This is a genomic window from Clostridium beijerinckii (assembly GCF_008705175.1).
GTDB lineage: Bacteria > Bacillota > Clostridia > Clostridiales > Clostridiaceae > Clostridium > Clostridium beijerinckii.
Genome location: NZ_CP043998.1, coordinates 5,288,925 through 5,315,746 on the forward strand (window position 1 = coordinate 5,288,925; position 26,822 = coordinate 5,315,746).

19 protein-coding genes are annotated in these 26,822 nt (G+C 30.8%); all 19 read right to left on the minus strand.

What is annotated here, in order from left to right:
* Positions 1-20 precede the first annotated feature (20 nt).
* The 19 genes from F3K33_RS23630 to F3K33_RS23720 all read right to left on the minus strand — a co-directional run bounded on the left by F3K33_RS23630 (position 21) and on the right by F3K33_RS23720 (position 26,799).
* Positions 21-770: a MurR/RpiR family transcriptional regulator gene (locus F3K33_RS23630; protein WP_039769867.1), complete on the minus strand. Its 750-nt coding sequence runs from the start codon at positions 768-770 to the stop codon at positions 21-23.
* A gap of 337 nt (positions 771-1,107) precedes the next feature.
* Positions 1,108-2,520 (minus strand): glycoside hydrolase family 1 protein, encoded by a 1,413-nt coding sequence (locus F3K33_RS23635; protein WP_039769865.1) that lies wholly within the window; start codon positions 2,518-2,520, stop codon positions 1,108-1,110.
* Between the two features lie 334 nt (positions 2,521-2,854).
* Positions 2,855-4,846 carry a transketolase gene (tkt, locus tag F3K33_RS23640; RefSeq protein ID WP_154862471.1) on the minus strand — a complete coding sequence of 664 codons (1,992 nt, stop codon included), beginning with the start codon at positions 4,844-4,846 and terminating at the stop codon, positions 2,855-2,857.
* Between the two features lie 444 nt (positions 4,847-5,290).
* Positions 5,291-5,938: a fructose-6-phosphate aldolase gene (gene fsa / locus F3K33_RS23645; RefSeq protein WP_023975892.1), complete on the minus strand. Its 648-nt coding sequence runs from the start codon at positions 5,936-5,938 to the stop codon at positions 5,291-5,293.
* A gap of 39 nt (positions 5,939-5,977) precedes the next feature.
* Complete coding sequence (gene hxlB / locus F3K33_RS23650; RefSeq protein ID WP_023975893.1) at positions 5,978-6,520, minus strand: 6-phospho-3-hexuloisomerase; 543 nt, start codon at positions 6,518-6,520, stop codon at positions 5,978-5,980.
* A complete protein-coding gene (locus F3K33_RS23655; protein WP_039772930.1) occupies positions 6,517-7,140 on the minus strand; it encodes an orotidine 5'-phosphate decarboxylase / HUMPS family protein in 624 nt (207 codons plus the stop codon). Before F3K33_RS23655 ends, hxlB begins: the two co-directional genes overlap by 4 nt.
* An 18-nt stretch (positions 7,141-7,158) precedes the next feature.
* On the minus strand, positions 7,159-8,124 hold the full coding sequence (locus F3K33_RS23660; protein ID WP_023975895.1) for a sugar kinase: 966 nt from the start codon (positions 8,122-8,124) through the stop codon (positions 7,159-7,161).
* A 25-nt stretch (positions 8,125-8,149) separates the two neighbouring features.
* Positions 8,150-8,890: a sugar phosphate isomerase/epimerase family protein gene (locus tag F3K33_RS23665; protein ID WP_023975896.1), complete on the minus strand. Its 741-nt coding sequence runs from the start codon at positions 8,888-8,890 to the stop codon at positions 8,150-8,152.
* Positions 8,891-8,902: 12 nt separating this feature from the next.
* The gene (locus tag F3K33_RS23670; protein WP_023975897.1) at positions 8,903-9,952 is read right to left on the minus strand and encodes a LacI family DNA-binding transcriptional regulator; all 1,050 of its coding nucleotides are present in this window, start codon (positions 9,950-9,952) and stop codon (positions 8,903-8,905) included.
* Between the two features lie 381 nt (positions 9,953-10,333).
* Entirely contained in the window at positions 10,334-11,620 is a 1,287-nt protein-coding gene (locus F3K33_RS23675) for an MFS transporter (protein WP_039772928.1), read from the minus strand.
* 426 nt (positions 11,621-12,046) lie between these two features.
* A complete protein-coding gene (locus F3K33_RS23680; RefSeq protein ID WP_023975899.1) occupies positions 12,047-12,922 on the minus strand; it encodes a Cof-type HAD-IIB family hydrolase in 876 nt (291 codons plus the stop codon).
* Positions 12,923-13,246: 324 nt separating this feature from the next.
* Positions 13,247-15,736 carry a glycoside hydrolase family 31 protein gene (locus F3K33_RS23685; protein ID WP_039770743.1) on the minus strand — a complete coding sequence of 830 codons (2,490 nt, stop codon included), beginning with the start codon at positions 15,734-15,736 and terminating at the stop codon, positions 13,247-13,249.
* A gap of 97 nt (positions 15,737-15,833) precedes the next feature.
* On the minus strand, positions 15,834-16,775 hold the full coding sequence (locus F3K33_RS23690; RefSeq protein WP_023975901.1) for an alpha/beta fold hydrolase: 942 nt from the start codon (positions 16,773-16,775) through the stop codon (positions 15,834-15,836).
* 329 nt (positions 16,776-17,104) lie between these two features.
* Entirely contained in the window at positions 17,105-19,615 is a 2,511-nt protein-coding gene (locus tag F3K33_RS23695; protein WP_023975902.1) for a glycoside hydrolase family 31 protein, read from the minus strand.
* 182 nt (positions 19,616-19,797) lie between these two features.
* On the minus strand, positions 19,798-21,327 hold the full coding sequence (locus F3K33_RS23700) for an MFS transporter (protein ID WP_012060810.1): 1,530 nt from the start codon (positions 21,325-21,327) through the stop codon (positions 19,798-19,800).
* 49 nt (positions 21,328-21,376) lie between these two features.
* Positions 21,377-22,780 carry a glucuronate isomerase gene (uxaC, locus tag F3K33_RS23705; protein WP_039770745.1) on the minus strand — a complete coding sequence of 468 codons (1,404 nt, stop codon included), beginning with the start codon at positions 22,778-22,780 and terminating at the stop codon, positions 21,377-21,379.
* 369 nt (positions 22,781-23,149) lie between these two features.
* Positions 23,150-24,763, minus strand: coding sequence for a mannitol dehydrogenase family protein (locus F3K33_RS23710; RefSeq protein WP_039770747.1), 1,614 nt, complete (start codon positions 24,761-24,763; stop codon positions 23,150-23,152).
* Between the two features lie 122 nt (positions 24,764-24,885).
* The gene (uxuA, locus tag F3K33_RS23715) at positions 24,886-25,947 is read right to left on the minus strand and encodes a mannonate dehydratase (RefSeq protein ID WP_023975905.1); all 1,062 of its coding nucleotides are present in this window, start codon (positions 25,945-25,947) and stop codon (positions 24,886-24,888) included.
* Between the two features lie 177 nt (positions 25,948-26,124).
* The gene (locus tag F3K33_RS23720) at positions 26,125-26,799 is read right to left on the minus strand and encodes a GntR family transcriptional regulator (protein ID WP_023975906.1); all 675 of its coding nucleotides are present in this window, start codon (positions 26,797-26,799) and stop codon (positions 26,125-26,127) included.
* Positions 26,800-26,822: the final 23 nt, after the last annotated feature.

Genomic DNA, 26,822 nt, shown 5'->3' on the forward strand with positions numbered 1-26,822 from the left:
TTTATAGGGATATTAAAGTTTTACTTAGAATAATCAGAAGAATCTACTATAAACTTATTATGTAGCCTTTTTCCCATACTTTCAATAATATATAATACAGGTATTTGTGTTGTTATATCGCTAATTCCTAGTCTTTCTTGTTGGACATAATACGATATATTAAGATCTGATATTTTCGATATTGTGCAGTTTTCACTATTTGTTATGCTTACAAGTGTAGTATTCTCTCTTTTTATATTACTTATATAATCAATAACCGTACGTGTTTCACCTGAAACTGACATTGCTATTATTATTGAATCTTCATATAACTTATAATTTCTTGGAAAATACGGATCATCGATGTACATAGAAAACTTACCAATTGATGAAAAATATCTAGCTGCATATTTACACAATATTCCGGATGTTCCCGTTCCTATAAATACTACATTGCTTGCTTTCTTTATTAAATCGCAAAGTACATTCAATTTTTTATCAAGCTCGCTATTATCTAATTTTTTGAAAAAATCAACTATTATAGATGTATCATTATTTACTTTAGTACTTTCATTTTCTTCAAGATACAATTTTAATTTCACTTTAAATTCCGAATATCCTTCACAGTTCAACTTTTTACAAAACCTTAATATAGTAGTTGTTGAGACGTGTGCTTCATCAGCTAATTCTCTAATTCTCATATAGGCAACTTTTTCAATATTCTTCATTATATATCTGTATAGAGACAACTCTAAATCGTTTAAACTCTGGATAATTTCATAATTAAACATAATTTAATCAACCTCTTCCTTTATAACTAGCTTTTTTACATTCACACATACTTAAATATATTGTTGTCTTAAAATTTAAAACACTATACTAGTTAGCATTTTATGACTTTGTGGATACTATAATTTATCTTCATTATATTATCAATCAAAGTTCTTTTAATTTAAGTATACAGTATTTGAAAAAAACTTTTAAGGCTATGTTTATAAAAATTCCTTACAGCTATATTATAAAAGCAAAATATACCAAAGTGAAATTTCTTACACTTTGGTATATTTCATTTATATTAGTATCTATTTTTTAATACTATTATTCTAATATTATATTAATTATCTTTGACTAAATTTCTTCTCCATTAGTTTCGATGACTTTTTTATACCAGAAGAAACTCTTCTTTCTTATTCTTCTTAAATCCTTAAGATCAAATTCATCTCTATTTACATATATAAAGCCATATCTTTTCTTGAAACCTTGGTGAGTACTTATAAGATCTATAGCTGACCATGGACAATATCCAATCAAATCTACTCCATCAGTTATAGCAAGTCTAGCCTGTTCAATATGTTTTCTTAAATAATCAATTCTATAATCATCATTTATAGTATCATTTTCTTCAACATTATCATAAGCACCTAATCCATTTTCAGTAATTATTATAGGTAAATTATATCTTTCATAAACTTCCCTTAAAGTATTTCTAAATCCTATAGGATCAATCTCCCATCCAAATTGAGTTTTCTCCAAGTTCGGATTAGAAGCTCCTTTGTAAACCCCTAGATCTCCTACAGCAATTTGTTGATCTCCACCTTGAGTAGAAACTTCTTTATCATCAATCTTACTTTCCTCTGCTGTTCCTGTACAATAATAATTAAATGCTATGAAATCTGGATTTCCACCTTTTAATATTTCCATATCTCCATCTTCAATAGTTGGCTCGATTCCTTTTTCAACCATATAGCTCCACGCTATTGGATTGTACCTACCATGTACAGCCATATCTAAGTATAACCAATTCCTTATAGATGATTGGTTACTAGCCGCTAATATATCTTCTGGTCTTGAACTTGCTGGATATATTGAACTTATATTAGGTGCAGGCCCTATTTTCGCTTTTGGGCACATATTATGGCATAACTTCATTGTTTGCGCTTGTGCAAGCATCATATGATGATTTTGTTTATATAATTCTTTTTCAACATTTTCTACTCCATCATTTACAGTTCCAATTGCCCCTCCATGAAGTATCATCATATTCTGCTCATTTATTGTAAGCCAATATTTAACCCTATCACCGAAGTTTTCAAACAATACTTTTGCATAATTTACAAATGCATCAGCAGTCTTTCTATTTGACCAACCACCTTCTCTTTGAAGAGCATCAGGTAAATCAAAATGATACATAGTAACTAGCGGTTCTATTCCGTGTGATAATAGTTCATTGATTAAATTGTTATAAAATTCAATTCCTTTTGGATTTACATCCCCTATTCCATTTGGTATTATTCTAGTCCATGCAATTGAAAAACGATAAGTCTTAAATCCCATTTCTGCAAATAATGCTACATCTTCTTTGTAATGATGATAGTGGTCACTAGACACCTTAAAATCTGGTGTTCCTGGAAATGGTTCCTTTGTATCTTGAACCGATAATCCCTTTCCATCTTCATTATAAGCACCTTCTACTTGATAAGCTGATGTTGAAGCTCCCCATAAAAAATTCTTTGGGAAATCTTTTAATTTCTTATGAAACATATAAAACCCTCCATTGCACATTATCTTTTTATTATTAACATAATTTTTTTAATCATAGTAAGTTGATTCCTATGAATTCAATATATCATATACTGTAACCACTTTATATATTTTTTATTATTTAGGAACACATGCTACTTTTTAGGTATTTGTTTTTTTAAAAAACAAGTTGTTTTAAAAAAACTGCTACAGGCAAAAATTCTTTTTTACCTGTAGCAGCTTCATTAATAATATCCTTAAATTTTCTTATATACTTCTCATAATTATTTTTTACATTATAGTCTTATTTAAACGCTTAGCTTACGCTATATCGTAGATTTAATTACTGTAGCATCTATTTCTTTGCTACATTAATAGCCTTTTCAACAACATTTTCTACAGTGAATCCAAATTTCTCGAATAGGATTTCTGCTTTACCTGATGCTCCAAAAGTATCTAATGAAATAACATCTCCATCAATACCTACATATTTGTGCCATCCAAAGCTTGTTAATGCTTCTACTGCAACTCTTGCACGAACTTTATTTGGCATAACTGATTCTTTATAAGCTTCATCTTGAACATCAAATAATTCAAATGATGGCATACTTATAACTCTTGCATCTATACCTTTAGCTTCTAATTCAGCTGCTGCTTTATAGATTAATTCTACTTCTGATCCTGATGCCATTAAAAGTACATCTGGAGTTTCTTTCTTAGAATCTTTTAAGATATATCCACCCTTTAATGCTCTCTTAGGACATCCATCATATAGTGGTAACTTTTGTCGTGTTAATACCAATGATGTTGGAGTAGTTCCATTAGTTACAGCATAATACCATGCTGCTGCAGTTTCTTTCGAATCTGCTGGTCTAAATACTGTCATATTTGGCATACTTCTAAGAGCTGCTAATTGTTCTATTGGTTCATGAGTTGGCCCGTCTTCCCCTACTCCAATGCTATCATGTGTTAATACATAAGCTACTGGAATATTCATAAGAGCTGATAATCTCATAGCACCCTTCATGTAATCACTGAATACAAAGAATGTTGCACAGAATACTTTAAGTCCTCCATGAGCATACATTCCGTTAGCGATAGCTGCCATAGCATGTTCTCTAACCCCAAAGTGAAGGTTTGATCCGCTTCTATCTTCTGCTGAGAAATCTCCTCTATCGTTCATATGAGTTTTGTTAGATGGAGCTAAATCTGCTGATCCTCCAATAAAGTTTGGAATTAGTTTAGCTAATCTATTTATCATTATTCCTGAAGATTCTCTTGTAGCCATTTCTTTATCAAAGCTCCAAAGTTCTTCGTTGTTTAATAAAGCTTCTTTATCAAGTTCCCCACTCATCCATTTAGTATATTCTGCTGCAAGTTCTGGATAAGCTTTTGCATATGATTTAAACAACTCATTCCAAGCTTCTTCAGTCTTTTCGCCTTTTGCTATGTGTTCATTCATATTTGTATACACTTCGTTTGGCACGTAGAATGCAGGCTCTGTCTTCCATCCTAAGTTTTCCTTCATAGCTTTTACATTTTCAGCCCCTAAAGGTTCACCATGTGCTGAAGCTTTTCCTTGTTTTGCTGGACATCCAAAACCAATTTGATTTTTAACTATTATAATAGAAGGTTTTGTTGTTTCTGCTTTAGCTGCTTCTATTGCTTTTTCTATTGTATCTATATCATTTCCATCTGCTACATTTAGTACTTGCCATCCATAAGCTTCGTATCTCTTAGCTACATCTTCTCTAAATGCTATGTCTGTATTTCCTTCAATTGAAATATTATTTGAATCATATAATACAACTAATTTTCCAAGACCTAAAGTTCCAGCAAGAGATGATGCTTCTCCTGAGATACCTTCCATAAGGCATCCGTCTCCAACTATAGCATATGTATAGTGATCAACTACGCTATAATCTGGTTTATTGAATTTTTCTGCAAGATGTGCTTCTGCTATAGCAAAACCTACTGCATTACAAATACCTTGTCCAAGTGGTCCTGTTGTTATTTCAACACCTTTTGTATGACCAAACTCTGGATGTCCTGGTGTTAAACTTCCGAATTGTCTAAAGTTTTTAATATCTTCAACTGTAAGTCCATATCCAAATAAATGTAGCAATGAATATTCAAGCATTGAACCATGTCCTGCTGATAATACAAATCTATCTCTGTTATCCCATTCAGGGTTCTTTCCATTATGATTCATCTTTGTCCATAATGTATAAGCCATTGTAGCTGATCCAAGTGGTAAACCTGGATGTCCTGATTTTGATTTTTCAATAGCATCTGCTGATAATACTCTTATTGCGTTAATAGATAATTTATCTAATTCTCTACTCATCTTTATCCTCATTTCATAGACATATTTTTTTATAAGTTCTTAGTTGTGCTAATTAAGTCCCTTGCTGCGCTTCGAATTCATTTCAAACCTGAAATAATCTTAGCTATCCTTCATTATCTTTTCAAAAGGTTCCTATTTTACCACACCTTTTGAAGTTGTTTTATGTTTTCATTTATAAATTCTTAAATTCCTATATTCTTAAATTCTTTCATTCTTATATTCTTATATTCTTATATTCTTAAGAATATATATTTTTATCTCTGTCATTTGGAACATGAATAAATCATAAATGATGGTCATGCTTTTGTGGAAACATTATATCAAAATATTTATCCATAAACATTTACACTTTCCTAATTTCAGAATCTAGCCATTATATCTCTAAATTACTCTTCCATTTTCGAAATATGTCTGCACTAGAAATAAGAAACATATTTTGGCAATCTATTTTCCAAATGCTGCTGCCCAGTCTGCTTTGAATCTTTCTAATCCTTGATCTGTTAATGGGTGTTTTAGCATTTGCATTACTAAACTATAAGGTACTGTTGATATATCTGCACCTGCTTTTGCTGCTTCTATTACATGAATTGGATTTCTTACGCTTGCTGCTATTATTTCTGTTTCTATTCCATGAACTGCAAATATTTCTGCTATATCTCTAACTAAATCCATACCTATCATTGAGATGTCATCTACTCTTCCAAGGAATGGGCTTACATATGTTGCTCCTGCATTTGCTGCAAGTAAGCTCTGAGTTGCTGAGAATATTAATGTTACATTTGTTTTAATTCCTTCACTTGCTAATACTTTAGTTGCCTTTAATCCTTCAGCTGTCATTGGAATCTTTACTATCATATTCTTATGAATTGCTGCAATTTCTCTTCCTTCTTTTATCATTCCTTCAGCATCTTCACTTACAACTTCTCCACTTATTGGTCCATCAACTATTTCTGTAATTTCTTTTATTACTTCATTGAAGTCTCTTCCTTCTTTTGCTATTAATGATGGATTTGTTGTTACACCACATATTACTCCCATTTCATTTGCTTCTTTAATGTGTTCTACATTTGCTGTGTCTAAAAAAAATCTCATTTTAATCTACCCCTTTATTAATTATAATTCTTAAAACTATTATTCTACATTGATATGATTTTTTGCTGCTTCACTATCTGATAAATTATCTCTTCTACTCATTAATAAGCATAAATCATCTAATACTATATGGACAGATTGATCAAATAATGAACTTAGTAGTTGAATTGACGAAACACCGGTATCATTCTTTGTTTTTCCTGGAACCTCAAGTACAAGATCTGATACTTCTGCAAGTGGAGAGTCCTTTTTACTTGTAACTCCAACTATAGTTAAGCCTAAATCCTTTGCTGCTTTTGCATTGCTTAATGTATTTTTTGTTTTTCCAGAACCTGATATTGCAACATATATATCTCCCTTTTTGAGAGCTGGTGTAATTGTCTCTCCCATAACATAAGAATTATAACCAATATGCATCAAGCGCATTGCAAATCCCTTTGCTTGAAATCCACTACGACCTTCGCCATCTACAAAAATCTTTTTTTCCTTTTGGAGTACATCCATTATTTTTTTAATCTCTTCTTCATCAACTTTGCTTATTACATCTTTAATTTCTTCTAATATTTGATCTATTACTCTCATTTATCTATTACTCCCTTAAACTCTTTTACTTTTTCCACCTTATCATCAGCACTAGTTATTGCTGATCCTACTATAACTAGCTCTATATTATATTTATTCAATTCTGGTATGGAATCTAATGTTATTCCTCCTGCAACTGCAATTCTTTTAATTAAAGGAAACTGTTCTTTAAATCGCTTCACTGTTTCACCTGGATTAGCTAGTTTTTCTTTATCAATAGAGGAATGTATGCAATAAATAGCACTGCTGAAGTGTGATATTTCCTTAATTTTCTCATCTGAACATTCTAATAAATCTATCATCATTGTCCCATTATATTGCTCAGAAACTTCGTGACATTTTTCTATAGTTCCAAGTGATGCACTCCCCATCACAGTTAGAATATCAAATCCTTGTTTGAAACCTTGTTTAAATTCATAAGCACCTTCATCACTTGTTTTTATATCTCCTAACATTTGAGATTTACTTTTTTGGCTTGTTATATCTTTTAATTTAATAAGTCCATAGTCTTTTATTAAAGATGTTCCAATCTCAATAATATCTGCTAATCCATCAAAAGTTTTAACTAAGTTTTCTGCTTTCTCTAAAGACACCCTATCTATTGCAACTTGTAACTTCATTTTATCCTCCTTAAATTCTTATGAAACTTTTCTTTTATGATTTTTCAAAAAATTATCTAATTCATCTACTGTTGGTAATCCCTCATTATCACTTAGATGCATTACTTGAATTCCACCAATAGCGTTTCCTCTTTCTAAAATTTTATTATCTTCAAGATTTTCTAAAATTCCGCTAATAACTCCTGCTGCAAATCCATCTCCTGCTCCTACTGTATCTAAAACTGGAACTTCAAAGCTTGGATACTCAGCTTCTTTTATTTGTCCATTCTCTAATTTCTCCCTAGAATACGAACCGGTAGTTCCCATTTTTATAACTACCTTTTTTACACCTTTGTCTAAATAAAAATCAGCAATCTCTTCCTTGTAATCTTTTCCTGTAAATAATTTTCCTTCGCTGAAACCAGGTAATACAATATCTGATTTAAATGCTAACTCATTAGTCACTTGAATCATCTTTTCTTTGCTCTCCCATAATACGGGCCTTGGATTAGGGTCAAAAGTAACAAGCATACCATTTTCGTGAGCTTTTTCTATAGCTTTAAATGTTGTTTCTAAAGTTGTTTCGCTTAATGCTGGAAAAATTCCTGTAATATGAAGCACCTTTCCATCTGAAAAACTTATTTCATTTAAAATATCTTTAGTTATTCTTGATGCTGCCGCTCCTTTTCTAAAATATAGTACCTCTGGATCCCCCTCATCAGTTCTATTTTTAAATTGAAATCCTGTTGGTGCTTCTTTATATGTCTTTACAAAAGTTGCATCTATATTTTCATTCTCTAGATATTTCTTTACATATTGCCCAAATGGATCTTCTCCAACTTGGCTTATATATGTAACTGTATGTCCAAGTCTTCTTAGTCCCATAGCTACATTAAGTTCTGCTCCAGCAATTAACCTTGTAAAATGTTCTACGTTGCTAAGATGTTCTTTAGTATCTGCTAAAAACATTACCATTGGTTCACCAATTGTAATAATCTCACTCATTTTTTTCACCCTTTCCGTTGCCAATCTATAGCAAAATTTTTCTTACTTCCTCTAATTCTCCTCGTATATCTTCATTTCTAATTGGATATTCGATCATTACTGGCACATTATTAGATAACTTCTTTAACATTGCCTTCCAATTAATTTGTCCTTCTGACAGTAAAGTTGTAGTAGGCTTATTATTTAGAAACTCTACATTTTTTAAATGAAATACTGTAATAGCTGAACGTAAAATATCAAATGCATTTTCAGGATCTTCATTCTGCCAATACCAATTGCCTAAGTCGAAAGTATATCCGATTGGTAATGAATTTTTGTTTATAATATCAATAGCATCTATTACACATTTTAAATTTCCATTTTCAGGAGTTTGATCATTTTCTATTGTTACTTTAATCTCAAATTTATAAATAATATCTCTTAATTTTTTTATTTCATCTAAGCTTAACTCTACTAAGTCACCTATATTGAATTTTATGTGACTTGCCCCCATCAGTTTTGCTTCCTCAAAATAAACATTAATATCTGGATTTAATTTCTTTTCGCAAGCTACTTTCTCCGGAACTGAATAATATAATTCTATTCCAAATTCTTTAGCTAATTTATTTATAATCGGAATTTCTTCCGCTAAGTTCTTTAGACATTCTCTTCTTATTTCAGCTATATGAACACCTAATGCCTCTATTTGCTCTAATATTTGTTCTTGTTTTATCCCTTTATCTAATTCATTTTTAAATACTAATAAATTTATACCTAGTTGATTCATAACTATCCCCACTTATTTTTTTATATTTCTTGTTGAGTAATTTAGATGTATTTTAACCGGTATTTCTTCTAAGATAAAATCATCTTTTCTACTTCCATCTATTCTTTCAAATAGTAGCTTAGCTGCTCTTTCTCCCATTTCATATGGGTTCTCATCTATTGATGTAATTCCTGGGCCAATTAATCGGGCCCATTTCTCCTCAGCAAAACCAAATATACCAATATCTGCTCCAATTCTTATATTTAAATCATATAAGCATTCTATAAGAACCTTTAAAATTTCATCATTATTTGCAAAGAAACATATATTTTTATCTTTATTTTTATTTAGAATATTTTCTATTATTTCTTTTATATCATTTATATCATTTTTTTTGATAATATTAGTTTCTCCTGACGTATTTGCATTTCTAGATAGAAATTCTTCCATTGCTTTCTTTCTCTCTATTCTTGAACTTATCCCATTTATGTCTTCTGAAAAATATACATAATGATCATAATCATTCTTTAGTAACTCATCTAATATGTTTCTTGTTACCTCTGCATTATTCATTGTCACCGAATCATAAATTAATGGATTTATAAATCTATCCAATAATACTATTGGTTTAAAATTATCACTATCCTTAAACTCTTGTAAATATTTATAGTTATTACCCGTAGTATTAACTAGTAAACCATCAACTTGGCTATCTAACAGGGATTCTATGTTCTCTCTTTCTCTCTCTGCTAGATTGTCAGCATTTGTTACAAGTAGCTGATAATTATTTGCTCTACATACGTCATTTATTCCTTTAATTAGTAATGAAGAAAATGGGTTTCCTATATCTGCAATTGTTACCCCAATTATATTGGAATTTTTAGCTTTTAGTGTTTGAGCTATACGATTTGGCCTATATTTTAATACTTTAATTGCTTCATCTATTTTTTCTTGAGTTTCCTGTGACATAAATTCAAAATTTTTGTTTAGATATCTAGATATTGTTGTCTTAGAGACTCCTACATAAGCAGCAACATCTGCAATTGTTACGTTCTTTTGTTTATCTGTAGAATTTTTCAGCATAACTTATTCCTCCATTCAATACTTTTATTATCAATCTTAACTGTCAAAGATTCAATAATTTATGCTACTATTCTCTATTTTTCTTTAACATATTTATTAATCAACTCAATCAGATTAAATCGCTTTAACAATCGTATTCACTATTAGTTTATCGTTTTAGTTTACCGGTTTCTAAAGTGATAATATAATGTTAAGACTTTCACCAAAAAATGTCAAGCCATTACACGATCATTTATATATTAATCTGATTAAGTTTATTATTCTAGATATCCTTTACAAAAACTTTAAATAAAAGACTTACCTCTATCTCTTAAATATTAGGTCTAGTTTGTATAAGATTCTTTTTATAGTATAAATTCAATAACCTAATGAATTACTAATTTATGAAGCCTCTACTGCATTTTCTATTTTATTCGATGCCTTAGAAGTTTTAACCGCAATCATTAGAAATACTGATAATAAAAGTGACCCTGACATAAATATATATGATGCATCTACTGAGCCTGTTATACCATTCAAATATCCTACGACATATGAGCCTGCAAATGATCCTAGTGCACCCATACTATTGATTAAGGCACTTGCTCCTCCAGATACATTCTTAGGTAATATTTCTGTAATTATTGCAAAAAACGGACCATAAGGTGCATACATAACCCCTCCTGCAATTACAAGTAAAATATATGATAGCCAAAAGTTTGAAGCCCCAATTAAATATGAACCAAAAAATGCAAATGTACCTATTAATAAGTATGCCCAAACAAATGTCTTTCTATTTCCGGTACGATCTGAATAATAAGACGATACTAACATCAATACTACTGCTAAAGCATATGGCAATGATGATAGCCAACCGGCTGAAACAATGCTAATTTGAGGACTTGCCTTTAGAATAGATGGTAACCACATTACAAAACCGTAAACACCTATACTCCAGAAAAAATATTGAAATGATAAAATTATTACCTTAGGTGATTTAAATGCTTCTCTATAATTTTTTACTGGTTTTATGCCTTTTTGTTCTTCTTCCATCACCATATCAATATCTTTCTTTTCCTGTTCAGTTAACCATTTTGCTTCCTTTGGTTTATTATCTGAAAGTTTCAACCAGAAGAACGCCCATAAAATTGGTGGTATTCCTTCAAGTATAAACATCCATCTCCATCCTACAGAATTTACTAAATATCCTGATACAATAGACATCCATAAAACAGTAGCTGGATTACCTAAAATTAGAAATGTATTTGCTCTTGAACGTTCTTTTTTTGTAAACCAATTACTTAAAAAAATCAACATAGCTGGCATAACAGCACTTTCAATTATTCCAAGTATGAATCTAGTAACCATTAAAACTTTTACATTCGTTATCAAGCCATTTGAAGCAGCTAATATCCCCCAGAATATTAAACTCCAAAAAACTAATTTTTTAGCACTTTTCTTTTCTGCAAACCATGCTGCTGGTACTTGAAAAAAGAAATATCCTAAGAAAAATAAGGCGGATAGAAGAGATGCTATCGATGCTGTAATATGCAAAGATTCACCCATACCTCCTGCAACACCAAAACTATAATTTGCACGATCCAAGTAAGCTAGGCTATAAGTAATAAATGCTACTGGTATTAATCTTTTCCACCTTTTAGAAGTTAATTGAATACTTGATTTATCCATTTCATATCCTCCCATAATAATCATTTTAATTTCCATATAATTTAATAATTAAAAACAATTTTAGCTTTATTGTGCAATCATTTGTTCAATTTATAAAATTTATTATTCCTTCAGCGAGTTCATAATAATATCGATTATCTTCTTACATTCCCCCTATGCTTATCACGCTACTTCAAATATTTTTGATTTTTTAAACTTGAGTTTAAATTTCAATATTTTTTATACTTTAGCTTTAGTTTATCGTTTTAGTTAACCGGTTTCTAAACTTAATATAATGTTAACGCTTTCACCAAAAGATGTCAAGTAGTATTTATAAAAAGTTAAAATCAATTATCTGTATAATAAAAAAGCCACTATAGTTCTAGAAGGCTTTATTCCAGAACATAGCGGTTTAATATTCTCCATACAAATTATATAAATTTACTTTTAATATTTTTTGTTCTCTAAATTCAAAGCCTTATAAATAGCTTTAGCAACTCCAGCATTGTCATTGGTATCAGTTATATACTTGGCTATTTCTTTTATTTCTGGTACTGCATTTTCCATAGCAACAGATTGAGTAAATTCAGTAAACATTGAGTAATCATTAAAACTATCCCCAATCACCATTACTTCATCTCTTTTTATCCCCATTTTTTCCGCAACTCTTGCTAATATTAATCCCTTTTGTGCATTTTTATTATTTATTTCTATATTTTTAGTAAAAGTTGATGCTATAGCAAGTTCCCCTATTGATTCCAATTTGTTCTTTACCTTTTTAGTTGTCTCTTCATCGTTATAAAATGCAACAAATTTTCCTATCTTAACATTACTATTCAAAAAATCGTTTATATCTTTAACATATTTTAAATTAATAAAATGAGGATGATTTTTAGCCATTTCCATAGCATCTTCAAAAGTTGTTTCTGGGTCGAATACCATAATTCTGTATGCAACTTCAGTTAATGCTTCCTCTATTGTATTCACACTATATAATCCATCATTAGTATAAATTTCAGCTATAATTTTTTCCTTTAATATCATATCTATAATTTCTCTTGCTTGCTTACTATCAATGTAAATTCCTTCTAATACCTTTCCATTCTCATCTATGTATTCTCCGCCATTTAGAACGACACATTGACATTTTAAATTAGATTCATCAAGTAGGGGTTTAACATCTTCATACATTCTTCCAGTAGAAATTGCAAATTTCACTCCCATTTTCTCAGCCACTTTTATAGCTTCTATATTTTCCTTTGATATCTTATGATTGCTATTAAGCAGTGTTCCATCCATATCAGCTGCAATAAGTTTTATCATCCCTTAATCCCTCCATACTCGTTTATATATTCTACAACATGTATTTACTCAAAATTTTCTTGTAAAATATTTACCTATAATTTCTATTATATACTATAATACAAAAAAAATAAGGCTAAAGATACTTCTTCTCTAGCCTCAAATTCTAAATAGAATTAATTATTAATTTTATTCTCTTCTATTTATTTATATTATTTTTTCATTTATTTTATTATAACTAGTGCCATAATTTCTTACAACCATAAACTATCTTAAGTAAGATGAATGCATCTATATCATACTTTTTTCTCATGTATATTTACATATAACTATGCATATTGCAATTTATATAGAAATTAAATCTTTAACGCTAAAATTAACATTAAGATCATAATTTTCATTTATGTTCTTATATTTTATTTTAGTTGTTTTTTGTTCTATATCAAAATACCAACCTTCTTCGCTTAATTCCCATTCTTTTATATCTAGGAACATGGCAAGCTTTTTATCTCTTAAGTTAACTTGAACTGGAGCTATATCCTTACATATTAAATCTATATTAATTTCTTTAGGCTGCTTGTCATATCCGCCTTCTTTTTCAAATGCAATTTTAACACTATTTTCTCTCTTCACTGATATTAACGTCTTTAAGTATTCACCATTTTTGTAGTTATTAGTTACACCATCGTCTTCATATAATACAAAGCTTGATTCCTCTGATGGCTCTATTAGAAGCTTAAGTGTTTCTATTGAATCATTATGAATATTAGCTAAGCCTTCAGCAATTGGAATTATTGCTCCACTTCTAAAGAACATAGGAATTGAGTTTAATGAAACTTCAACTTCAATCGTCTGTCCACCTTCATATGTCTGTTTTGTATCCCAATCAAACCAAACAGCTCCTTCAGGTAAATATACTTTTCTTGTTTTTGCACCTTTTTCTAGGACGTTTGCAATCAAAATAGAACTTCCAAGCATAAAATCAAAGCTTTCCTCAAGTAACTTTTTATCATCTTGGAATTCATATATTAAAGGCCTCATAATTGGTGATCCTTCTTTAGATGCTTCAAATAACAATGAATATAAGTATGGTACTAATTTATATCTAAGTTTTATAGCTTCTTTTATATATTTTGTATAAGATGGATACATCCATGGTTCTGTAACAGTATTATCAGTATTGCAAGAATGAATTGAGAATCTTGGCTGGAATATTCCATTTTGAACCCATCTTACAAATAGTTCTGGTTCAGGTGCTGGTCCAAAAAATCCTCCTATGTCACATCCTTGATTTGCAACTCCTGAAAGGCCCATTCCAAGCATTACTGGAATATTGAATTTTAAACTCTTCCAGCTTGTATTATTATCTCCAGCCCATGTTTGAGCATAACGTTGAATCCCTGCAAATCCAGCCCTATTCACTATATATGGTCTTATATTTGGATAAACTTCTGCGACTGTTTCCTTTGCCATAAATGCCATTAAATTTGGCATTATTGGTCTTAAACCACTTATTTCTTTCTTCATGCCCTCGAAATGACAAATTGCTTCTGTATTATTTATTTCATACTCATTATTATCATTCCATATAGATGTAATTCCTAGCGAAACTAAAGATTCTTTTAAATGCTTTTTCCACAATTCTCTTCCCTTAGGATTTGTAAAATCTACGAAAGAAGCTTGTCCTCCCCAATATCTATCTGTTTGAGATTTTTCTCCTTCATCATCCTTTATATAAGCGCCAGCTTCATCAAATTCTTTGTATAGCGGATTAGAAATTAACATACCTGGTTTTATGTTAGGTGCCACGCAAGCCCCTTTTTCCTTCACTTGGCTTACAAAATCTTCAGGGTTTTTGAATCTATCGTAATTCCAATTGAATACATATCTTTTTCCATCTTCCCCTGTAGTATATCCTGATGACATAAAGAAACCATCACAAGGGATTCCTTCTTCTTTACATCTATCTAAAAATCGTAAGATAGCTTTATCTGAATCTTTATCTAATTCTGTGTAATACATAGTTGATCCCATATATCCTAAGGAATACTTTGTAGACATTGCAGTTTTTCCTGTTAAATCAGTATAATTTCTTACCACATCTTTGATTTTAGGTCCATAAATGAAAAATGCATCTAATTCTCCACCATCAGCACAGAAATAACTGTATTTATTCCAATATCCACTTCTTTCACATCCCATATCAAAAGTAGAATCATAAGAATTGTTATAGAATATTCCGCTAGCTATGTTATTTTTATTATTAAATTTTATATAAAAAGGTATATGCTTATATAATGGATCTGTATTTTCTGAATCATAACCTATAGTATCTACATTATGCATTCTCATTCTTCTCTTTTTCTTATTTAAATACCCAGCTTTTTCCCCAAATCCATAAAAATAATCTTCATCATCCATACATGAATAATGATAAAGTCTTCCTAAGCTATCTTTTACATATGATTTTTCTTTTAAATCTGAATGTAGTATATTACCTTGCTTATCTGTAATCTCTACTCCAAAAGGTTCTTTATAAATATTTATATTTAAACTTTTTGTAGCTAATATAATATAATTACCTAAGTCTTCATAACTACTGCTAATTGCTTCTACTTGTTTTCTTTCATCTTTTAATAACTCGTCCATTTTATCTTTCCAAGCTGTCATAACTAAAGCATATGATGCTTCTTCTTGAAACTCCTCATCAAAAGTACAGCGAACTCTTACTATATTATCATTTAAAAGTATAATTCTATATTTAGCTGCATTAGTAGTGATTTCTAAATAATTATCAATATTTTTTAGACTTATAATTTTATTACTTATCTTCATAATGCTATCTCCTAGTATATTTATTTTATAATTTTTACCCTATTTACAATATAAGCCTCGTCTTATCAACTATTTTAGCGAATTGAGAAATGCTTATCTACTTCTCAATAATACAGTTCACAAAATCTATGACTCCATCTTCAACTTGATCCCTAATATCTAAATAATATTGTATTTCATGACGATATCCTGAATAAACTTTTGTCTTTACCATGTGCCCTGTTTCTGCAAGCCAATTCGACACAGCATAAACACCTTCTCCGTACAGACCAACTGGATCTTTATCTCCTGCAATATTGTAAACTTTAATTGATGTCGGCACTTTCTCTGCCCACTTAACACCAACAATATCATTCATTAAATTTGCAAAATAATATAGTGAACGTATATTAGGCTGCATTAGAAGATCACTATATATATCTCTTGCATGGTCTGCATTTACATCAGGATCACCACATGCCCATGTATTTGAAGTAACAGGATTTTCTTCATAACGTTCTGTTTTCCACATCCATCCCATGAGCATCTCTAAGCAAGAAGGATCAACTTCTTCTCCTCTACCTTCATCTATTAAGTTTTTAAAAACAGGTATTACTGAACTTGCTGTTGGAATTACTCCTGAAGTTCCACATAAAATCAAACCATCAATTCCTTTTCCATAAATGGTAGCATAACATCTTGCAACCATCGATCCCATGCTATGCCCAAACATAAAATAAGGTAAATCTGGATATTCTTCTTGAACAATTTTACGAAGTGAATGTTCATCTTCTACCATTGTCATATAACCTTTATCTCCCCAATCACTCCAATTGTCCGAAACATAAGCGGTTTTTCCATGTCCTACATGATCATCCGCAGCAACTATAAACCCTGCGTCATTCAATTTTAATATCATGTGCATATATCTACGTGAATGTTCATGATACCCATGCACAAGCTGAATGATTCCCCTTGGTTTACGAAAAGGAGTATAAATCCAAGCTTGTACCATGTCCCTTTTATTAAATGATTCAAAACTTTTTTCTTGAAAAGCCATAACAATTCTCCTTTGCTTAGATAAATTTTAATACTATTTTTTCTATTATTAGATAAATACCTTATAACTTGGACTTATGCCTTTAAGAATATGCTTTACCAGAAAGGGCAGGTACTCTTTTGTGCAGTGTTACATTAGAGAATAAGTTTCAGGCATTTCTTCATCAGAAGTTGTTCCATATTTGCTTGTCACCAGCTTGTCTGGGGAACATGCAGAAATGGTGCAACTTCTGATGGTAGAAATCCTAAACTTATTCTCAGTAACCGAAACAACAGAGTACCTGTCCTTTCGGTGAGTCATGGTATAAGTCTAGGTTTAAGCATTCAGTACTATTCGTCTCCCATACCAATTAAATCAAATCTTTCACAAGAAATTATAATTTCAAATTCTTTCTTTGCTGGTTTCTTGCATTTTACTAACACTGTTCTATCTGATAATTCATAGTACCATCCTTGTTCTGCTTTTTCCCAAGATGATTTGTTTAAGAAACGAGGTATTTGTTCATTGTCTACAGAAACCCAATATGCACCTTTCTCTTTACTTACTAATTTAATCGTAAGATCAGATATTCCAGCTTCATAACTTCCTATTGTCTTAAAAGAAATTTTCTTACGTGCTCCTCCGCTTACATTGATTTCTGTATTTTCATATATACCTTTTTCAAAATCATTAGTTACACCATCATCATTGTAGAAATTGAAGCTTCTTTCTGCTTCTCCACCGATTAAAATGTCTAATGTCTTCATTTTATCCGTAGTAATATGCTTTACTTCTTCGTTTGTTATGAAAATTCCGTCGCCTCTTAGAAACATAGGAATACTGTTAAGGGTAACTGGAATTTCTATTACTTGTCCGCCTTTATATTCAGCCATATTATTATTCATATCATACCAAGTACAGCCTTCTGGCAAGTAAAGTTTTCTTGACTTCGCTCCCTTTTCCAATACATTTGCAACTAAAACAGATGGTCCAAACATAAATGTCATATATTGATCATCATAACAATTAACATCATCTTGGAATTCCATGAGTAATGGACGCATTATTGATTTACCAGTAGTATGAGCTTCATACATTAAAGAATATAGATATGGTAACATTCTATAACGCTGACTATATGCATTACGTACAAATTCATTATTTTCTTCATACATCCATGGCTGAGTAACAGTATTATCATTATTGGCTGAATTAATGCAGAATCTTGGCTGGAATATACCATTTTGAATCCATCTTAGTAATAGTTCTCCTTCTGGAGCACCTCCTGCAAAGCCCCCGATATCACAACCTGTATTTGCTACTCCTGATAACCCCATTCCAACAATAGTTGCTATATTAAATTTTAATGTACGCCAGTCTGTTAAATTATCCCCTGCCCATGTTTGTGCATACCTTTGAATACCTGCAAATCCAGCACGGTTTATAATATATGGACGGCGGTTTGGATAAAGTTCAGCTACAGCTTGCTTTCCAACATAAGCCATTAAATTAGAATGCATTATTTTAAGTTCCGCCATAGTGCCTGGTTTTCCATCAAAATCACATACAGCATTACGATCCTCTATTCCATCATATTCACAGTTGTCATTCCAAACGGTTATAGTTCCTTTGCTTAAAATATTTTCTTTAAGTAGCTTCTTCCACGTTTCTCTACCTGATGGCTTAGTAAAATCTACAAATCTTCCAACACCACCCCACCAACGGCCATTATAATCTCCTTTTCCATCTGGATTTTTAATAAATACATCATTTTCTTCAAATTCTTTTTTATAAGGATGCTTAGCTAAAATCCCTGGTTTTAAATTTGGTATAACATTAAGACCCATTTCATTCATTTTTTCCATAAATTCATCTGAATTCGGAAATCTATTTTTGTTCCAATTGAAAATATATCTTAAATTATCTTCTTCTCCAGAAGAATACCCAGATGCTAATTTAAAGTTGTCTATATACATTTTTTCATCAAAATGCTTTTTAATTACTTCATATATTTCCTTATCGCAATCTTTTTCAAGTTCAGCATAATACATTGTAGAAGCTGTATAACCTAAGCTTTGTTTAGGAGGCATTGCCTGCTTTCCTGTAAGTTTTGTGTAATTATCTAAGACTTGTTCAACTTTTGGTCCATTGATAAAGAATAGATCAATGTCTCCTCCATCAGCTTGATAATAACTATAACGAGGCCAATATCCACTAATTTCATTACCCATATCAAATACTGAATCATAGGAATTATGATAGAAAAGTCCAATGGCATGATGATTATTGTTATTTAACTTAATATAAAATGGGATATGTTTATATAAAGGATCTCCAAATTCAGGATCATGCCCAATTGCATCTTTAGGCGACATACGCATTCTTCTACCCATTTTATCTAACTTTCCAGTCTTTTCACCAAATCCGTAGAAATGATCATTTTGTAAATCAACCTCATTATAATGAGAAATTCTTCCTAGTTGATCACATTCAAAAGCTCTATCTACAAGATCACTGTATAACTTTTCTCCATTTAATTTATATATAGAAAAATGTAATGGTGATTTAGCTAGTACTAATTTTAATGTTTTTGTATAAAATATAATTTCTTTTTCATTTTCTTCAAAAGGAATATCTAATGCTTCTATTCTTTCACGTTCTTCTGCAAGTAAAGAATCAAAACGATCCTCCCATGCAGTCGTAACCAATGTATAAGATGCTTCCTCAAACTTTCTATCAAAAGAAGCTCTAACACGTATAATATCATCTGACATAAAAATTATTTTTATATCTGCGGTATCCCCCTTCACTAAATAACCATTCTGTATTCTATTTATAGACATAAATTCCTTTAATAACATGTAACTTCCTCCTAAACTACTAATTTATACTTATTAATCTATCAACAACCTATTAAGGCGTAGATTGTCAGTTTATAAACTTGTTATATAGGTTGTTCAATTATGATTTTTTTCAACAACTGTCAAAACTCAATTATTTAACAACCTATATCTATATAACATTATAAGAGTAGCAAAATAACTTAACTGATACTATTCATTAAATTATCTTGTGTAAAATTCTGTTTCCAAACATCCTCATATTTATATCCAGTAAGACTTTCAACAACTTCTTTTGTGTTTGAGTCAACATCATCTTTTAAACCACCATTTTTCAAACGTTCAACTTCATCTATTAATATCTGATGAGTTTCTTTATTAAGCTTAAAAGTAAATGCAAGTATTAATGATAATGCAAACAAGCCAACACATCCAATAAGTAAAACATATCCAATAATCTGTACTGTTTGAGGAGATTGAACCTCTTGACCTTTAACAAATCCTCCTTCTTGCAACACAACGCCGATTAAAAATGTAGCAATGGCTACAGTGCTCTTTCTAGTAAAAGTCATAACTGCTGCAAAAAGTCCCTCTCTTCTTTTCATCGAAACAATTTCATCAACATCAGGAATAAATGGGAACACTGTCCAAGGAGTTAGAACCGCCAAGGATCTAAATGCAAAGTAAACTATAGATATTCCAAGTAAAATAGCAGTCTTAGCTTCAGGATCAGCTAAATAAACTCCATAATATGCTAGTACACTTAATATCATAAATGTATACGTAATCTTATATAATTTAGTAGGTCCAAGTTTTAAAAATAAAATTCCACCTATAATTGTTCCTGGTATACCAATAATGCTAAATGAAAGCAAATATGCACCAAAAGATGATGAAACCTTTAAATTATAAACACAGAAAAATAAAAATACAGCATTAAATATATCCCCAGCAGTAAACGATAATAAATACAGTCCCAAATGTTTCCTGAAACTTTTTAGCTTAAATGTAGATGCATATTCCCCAAGCACTTTTAAGTAATCACTAAAATTCCTATTCCCTTTAGATTGAGATGCAGCCAATAATTCTTGCTCCATCGCTGGTGTAATTTCTCTTTCCCAAGTCGCTTTATATGTTATAAATATACAAATCGCATACAATATTGCAAAAAATAATCCATTATAGAAATATGCATAAGGATTCTTTTGGCCAAAATGTCCAATCAATTGTGCAGGAACAAAAGTCCCTAAGAACTGACCTAAAGAAGAAATAACTAATCTGCAAGTAGAAATTTTAGTTCTATCAGAGTAGTTAGTTGTCATTTCAGTCGGTAGTGTTTCCCATGGAATTAATACCATGGCTGCAACTATTTCAAATAATAAATAGCAACTTAAATAAAACCAGTAATTCATTCCTATTGTCCATATTAATACATAGATTGCCATTAATGGCGCTCCAATTAATAAAAAGAAACGACGTCTTCCAAATATCTTTCCAAGCTTAGTTTTATAAAAATTATCAGATATACTCCCTATAAAAAGACTGGCAATTGCATCTACAAAACGAGCAACTGCAACAATAGATGCCCCTTGTATAGGTGTAAGTCCACAATAAGTTGTATAGAAAAACAATAAGAAAGCTCCAATTATTGTAAAGGCTCCGCCGCCCATTATATCAACTAATCCATATCCAATACATCTAGGTAAAGTAATCTTTTTATCTTTTATAGACATATAATCTACCTCTTTCTTTAATTAATATTTTTAATTAGCAATCTTATATCTAAATATTGAAGTATTCCTTTGCATTGTTGTAGCATATACCTTCAACAACTGTTTTTAGCAATTTAATATTTCCTGGTACTTCACCATTTTCTACCCATTCTCCGATTAAATTGCAGGCAATTCTTCTAAAATACTCATGTCTTGTATATGATAAGAAGCTTCTAGAATCCGTTAACATTCCAACAAAACGACCTAATAATCCAAGATTTGCTAACACTTTCATTTGTTCAATCATTCCATCTTTATTATCGTTAAACCACCAAGCTGCACCAAATTGCATTTTTCCTGGAATCCCCTCTCCCTGAAAATTTCCTATCATAGCTCCAAGAACATAATTATCCTTTGGATTCAACGTATATAAAATTGTTTTAGGAAGTGAATTTTCCTTATCTACAGAATCTAAAATTCTAGATAATGGGTACGCTATACTCTCATCATTAATTGAATCAAATCCTGTATTAGGGCCTATTTTTTCGAACATTCTGTTATTATTATTCCTTAGCGCAGCTATATGAAGCTGCATAGCCCATCCAAGTTCATGATAAAGTTTAAATACATGTGTTAATGTATAAGTTTTATACTTCTTTTCTTCATCAATGCTTACTACTTCTCCATTTAAGGCTTTAGCAAATATAGCTGCTGCATCTTCTTTTGATGCATCTGCATAAACTACTGTCCCATCTATACCATGGTCTGCTATCCTACATCCAACCGAATGGAAATACCTTACTCTTGAGTCAAATGCATTTAGAAATTCATCATAATTACTTATAGTGATCTCCGATATTCCTTCTAATTTTTTTACCCATAAAACAAAACCATCTAAGTTTATTTCTATTCCTTTATCTGGCCTGAAAGTTGGTAAAACATTTACATTAAAACTCTCGTCTTCTTTAAGCTTAATGTGATATTCTAAAGTATCAGTAGGATCATCAGTTGTACATATAGTTTCAACCTTTGATTTTGTAATTAAATCTCTTGCTCTAAATCCTTCTCCACTCAATAATTCGTTTGCTTTTTTCCAAATTGCTGGAGCAGTGTCTTCATCAAGCGGTTCATATATTTTAAAGAACCTTTGAAGCTCTAAGTGAGTCCAATGATAAAGAGGATTTCCTATAGACATAGGTATGGTTTTTGCCCAAGCTAAAAATTTATCATAATCACTGCCATCACCTGTAATATATTTTTCATCTATACCATTACATCTCATTACTCTCCATTTGTAGTGATCCCCGTACAACCATGCTTCAGTTATGTTATTAAATTTTTTATTTTCATATATCTCCTTAGGATCAATATGACAATGATAATCGATAATAGGCATATTCTTTGCATAATTATGATATAACTCTATAGCTGTTTTATTAGATAATAAGAAATTTTCATCCATAAATTTCTTCAAATTCATCATCCTACTTTCAAATAAAAGTTTAATATTTGTAAAGTATTGAATGGATTTTATTTAACGGTACACACTCTGCTAATTAGAGTACATTATCGTAATCTTTATATATCCAACACCCTACTATAACGTTTTCTTTTACACTAATCTTTGTAAATTTTCATTACTTAGATTATGTTCCCAACTCTAATATTTCTTTAAATCTTCATAATCTAAGCAAGATTGTTAGTTAGTACAATTTGTGTTATAATGTATTTCTTAATAATTTTCTTAGCATTTTTATCATTCTTTGTTTATATTATTTGCCAGAATATAATAAACTGGAATGATAAAAATGTTATTTTTTACAGATCTTAATTTCACCATAAACTATCTGCATTCTAAGTACTTTTCTAAAGTAGACCTAACAGCACCAGTTCCAGAAATCATTTCGGTGAAATAACCTTCAATTTTTTCTCCTAATCCTATAACATAAAGATCTACGCCAAAAATTTCTTCATTCATTAGTATCGGTTTTAGAGTATCTCCTAATTGTTCTATAGTTCCTAATTTTATATTAGCTACATATTTCTTTAGTTCATCTAATAATGGATCTGGACTTAATTCCATTGCATTACCATCATCAGCTATTCCCATTAAATATCTGCACCAACCTGCAATAACAAGCGGAATGTATTTAAGGTTTTTAGTATCTAAATCTACTCTATCTCTGTAAGCCTTGATTGTCTCCCCAAATCTTATACCAACCTTTTGAGATGTATCTGATGCAATCCTTTGAGGAGTATCTGGTATATATGGGTTCGGAAGTCTAACTTCAAGTACTTCTTTAATAAAATCTTCAGGTTTTAATATTCCAGGATCAACAACAACTGGCATTCCTTCGTCGTACCCAATCTTTTCTACTAGTTTCTTTAGAGTTTGGTCTTTCATTTCGTCTGCAATTAAATTATATCCAAGTAAACATCCAAAGACTGCTAAAGAAGTGTGTAGCGGATTTAAACAAGTACAAACCTTCATTTTTTCAACTCTCTCGACTGTTTCTCTGTTTGTTAAAAATACTCCAGCCTCTTCTAATGCCATTCGTCCATTTGGGAAATCATCTTCTATAACAAGATACTGAGGTCCTTCTGCATTTACAAAAGGTGCAATATAAGTATTCTTGCTAGTACATATAATCTCAGTACTGTAAAAACCGTTTTCTCCTAGAGTATCTTTAACACTTTGAGATGGTCTAGGCGTAATTTTATCTATCATACTCCAAGGGAACGATACCTTTTTATCATCATTGATATATTGTAGAAATCCTTTATCAACTAATCCATTTTCAGTCCATTTCTTTGCTATTGTTTCCATTGCATCATGAAGCTTTTCACCATTTTTCGAACAATTGTCCATACTCACAAAAGCTATTGGAAGTTGTCCATTCTTATATCTCACATATACTAAAGAAGTAACTTTAGCAATAATACTTACAGGATGTTCTAATCCATCTGTTATATCTTCTTTAAATAGATTTTTTACACTATAACCTTTTTCAGTTATCGTAAAACTTGCTATTTGTAATGCTGGATTTGAAAATATATCTTTCAATCTATTCCAATCTTGTCCCCTTGAATAGTCACAAGCTAGGCTTTCTCCTATGCTTCCTACAACTTTTTTCTCCAAGCTTCCATCTGGTTTCATAATTACTAACAAACTTAAATCATCATGAGGCGCATAAATTTTATCTATTATTTCATAGTCATATCCTTCTACAGCAACAATACCTCCAGTTACTCTTTTATTGTTTAAAAGTTCTTGTTGCAACATCGCTATAAAGCCTCTAAATATATTTCCTGCTCCAAAGTGCACCCAAGTAGGATTTTCCTTAGTTAAAGTTGACATCTTATCATGATCAAACTTTGGAAGTTCTATTCCAGCATTTTCCCATAACTCGCTGTTTTTAATACTTTCTTTGCTTAGTATTAATTTGGCATTACTCATTCCTATTTTCACCTCTTTAAAACTACTATTAATAGCATTACCAATTTTAATTATCTTTTATATCTTAGGATTAATAAATCCAAGATTTTATTGCAATCTCTAATTTTATTTATTCTTAAGCCTTATTTAGTTCTTTGTAGTGTATCCCATATCCCCCAGATATACATAATTCCAAGAGCTCTATCATAAAGTCCATAACCTGGTCTACACTGCTCATTCCATATATGTCTTCCATGATCTGGTCTCGCATATCCAGTAAATCCAAATTCATGGTAAGCTTTTACTATGTCACATATATCTAATGAGCCATCACAAGTTCTATGAGATGTTTCAATAAAATCACCATTTTCATAAATCTTTACATTTCTAATATGAGCAAAGGCAATTCTGTTTCCAAATTCTCTTATCATTGCTGGCACATCGTTATTAGGATTTGAGCCTATAGCACCGCTACAAAGAGTAAGGCAGTTATATGGACTATCAACAAGCTTTAATAATCTTGCTAAGTCGTTTCTACTTTTAACTATCCTTGGTAAACCAAATATTGACCAAGGTGGATCATCCGGATGAACTGCCATCTTAATATCATTGATTTCAGCTACAGGAATAATTTGCTCCAAGAAATATTTCAAGTTATTCCATAAATCTTCTTCTGTAACATTTTTATATGCTTCAAAAAGTTGTGTCAGATTCTTTAATCTTTCTGGCTCCCAACCTGGCATTGTGAGATCTGGATTTGATGCTATCTTGTTAACCAACTCCATTGGATCTATATCTGTAATCCTTGCTTTTTCATAGAAAAGAGCTGTTGAACCATCTTCTGTTTTTTTGTACAAGTCAGTTCTCAACCAATCGAATACCGGCATAAAGTTATAGCAAATTACTTTTACGCCAACCTTGGCTAGTTTCTCTATTGTCTTTTTGTAATTTTCAATATATTTATCTCTAGTTGGAAGTCCTAATTTAATGTCCTCATGAACATTAACACTTTCAACAACATCTAAATTAAATCCATATTTATCAGCTGATTTCTTTACTTCAAGAATTTTTTCCATAGGCCATTCATCACCAGCTGCCATATCATGAAGAGCCCAAACAATCGTTTCTACACCGGGAATCTGTTTAATTTGCTCAAGTGTTACGGTATCGTTACCTTCACCATACCATCTGAAACCCATTTTCATAATAATATACCTCCTGTCATTTTATCTAATTTGGTTTTACCGTATAGTTTTTTGCCAGCATATAAAGAGTTTAAATTGAATGCTCTATATAGGCCTCACCTCCCTAAATTGAAAATTTTTTTAATATCAGATGATTTAAATATCATGGCATCTAATATTTAAATATGTTATATACCCCTAATCTTTGAAATAATTAGGATAACTTTCTCTTACTTGTGTTTTATCAAAGATGACCATATTTAAATGCTTCTTCATGAATTCTTCTGCCATCTCTGGATTTTTATTTTTTATAGCATTAAATATTTCTTTGTGCTGCAGATAGATATTATCCCAACTAGAATTAACTGTTAATCTTAATACACGAATTCTTTGAAATTCGGTACTTCCATCATTAATACTATTCCATATCCTCTTCTTGCTGCATCCTTCAAAAATTATCTTGTGAAATTCTTCATCTGTATTAAATAATTTTTTATAATCTTTATTTTCTATATACATTTTTTGAAACTTTAAATTCATTTCCAAAGCCAATATATTTTCCTTTGGAAATTCCATGCAGGCTTCTTTTACTACAGCTCTTTCTAAATGCTCACGTAAAAATCTTTCTTCTTCAACAGCAGATAAGTCAATTAATGAAACAACTGTGCCTTTCTGAGGATAAATTTGTACTAAGCCTTCTTGAGCTAATCGAACAAGAGCCTCTCTAACTGGAGTTCTGCTTACATTATATTTTTCAGAAAGTTCTTTTTCAGAAATGCTTGTACCAGGCTCAAGATATAGATTAATAATTTCTTCTCTGAGATTATGATATATAACCTTACTCGTAGAATTCTTACTTATTTTAAAAGTCATACTTATATTCTCCCCCATTGGCG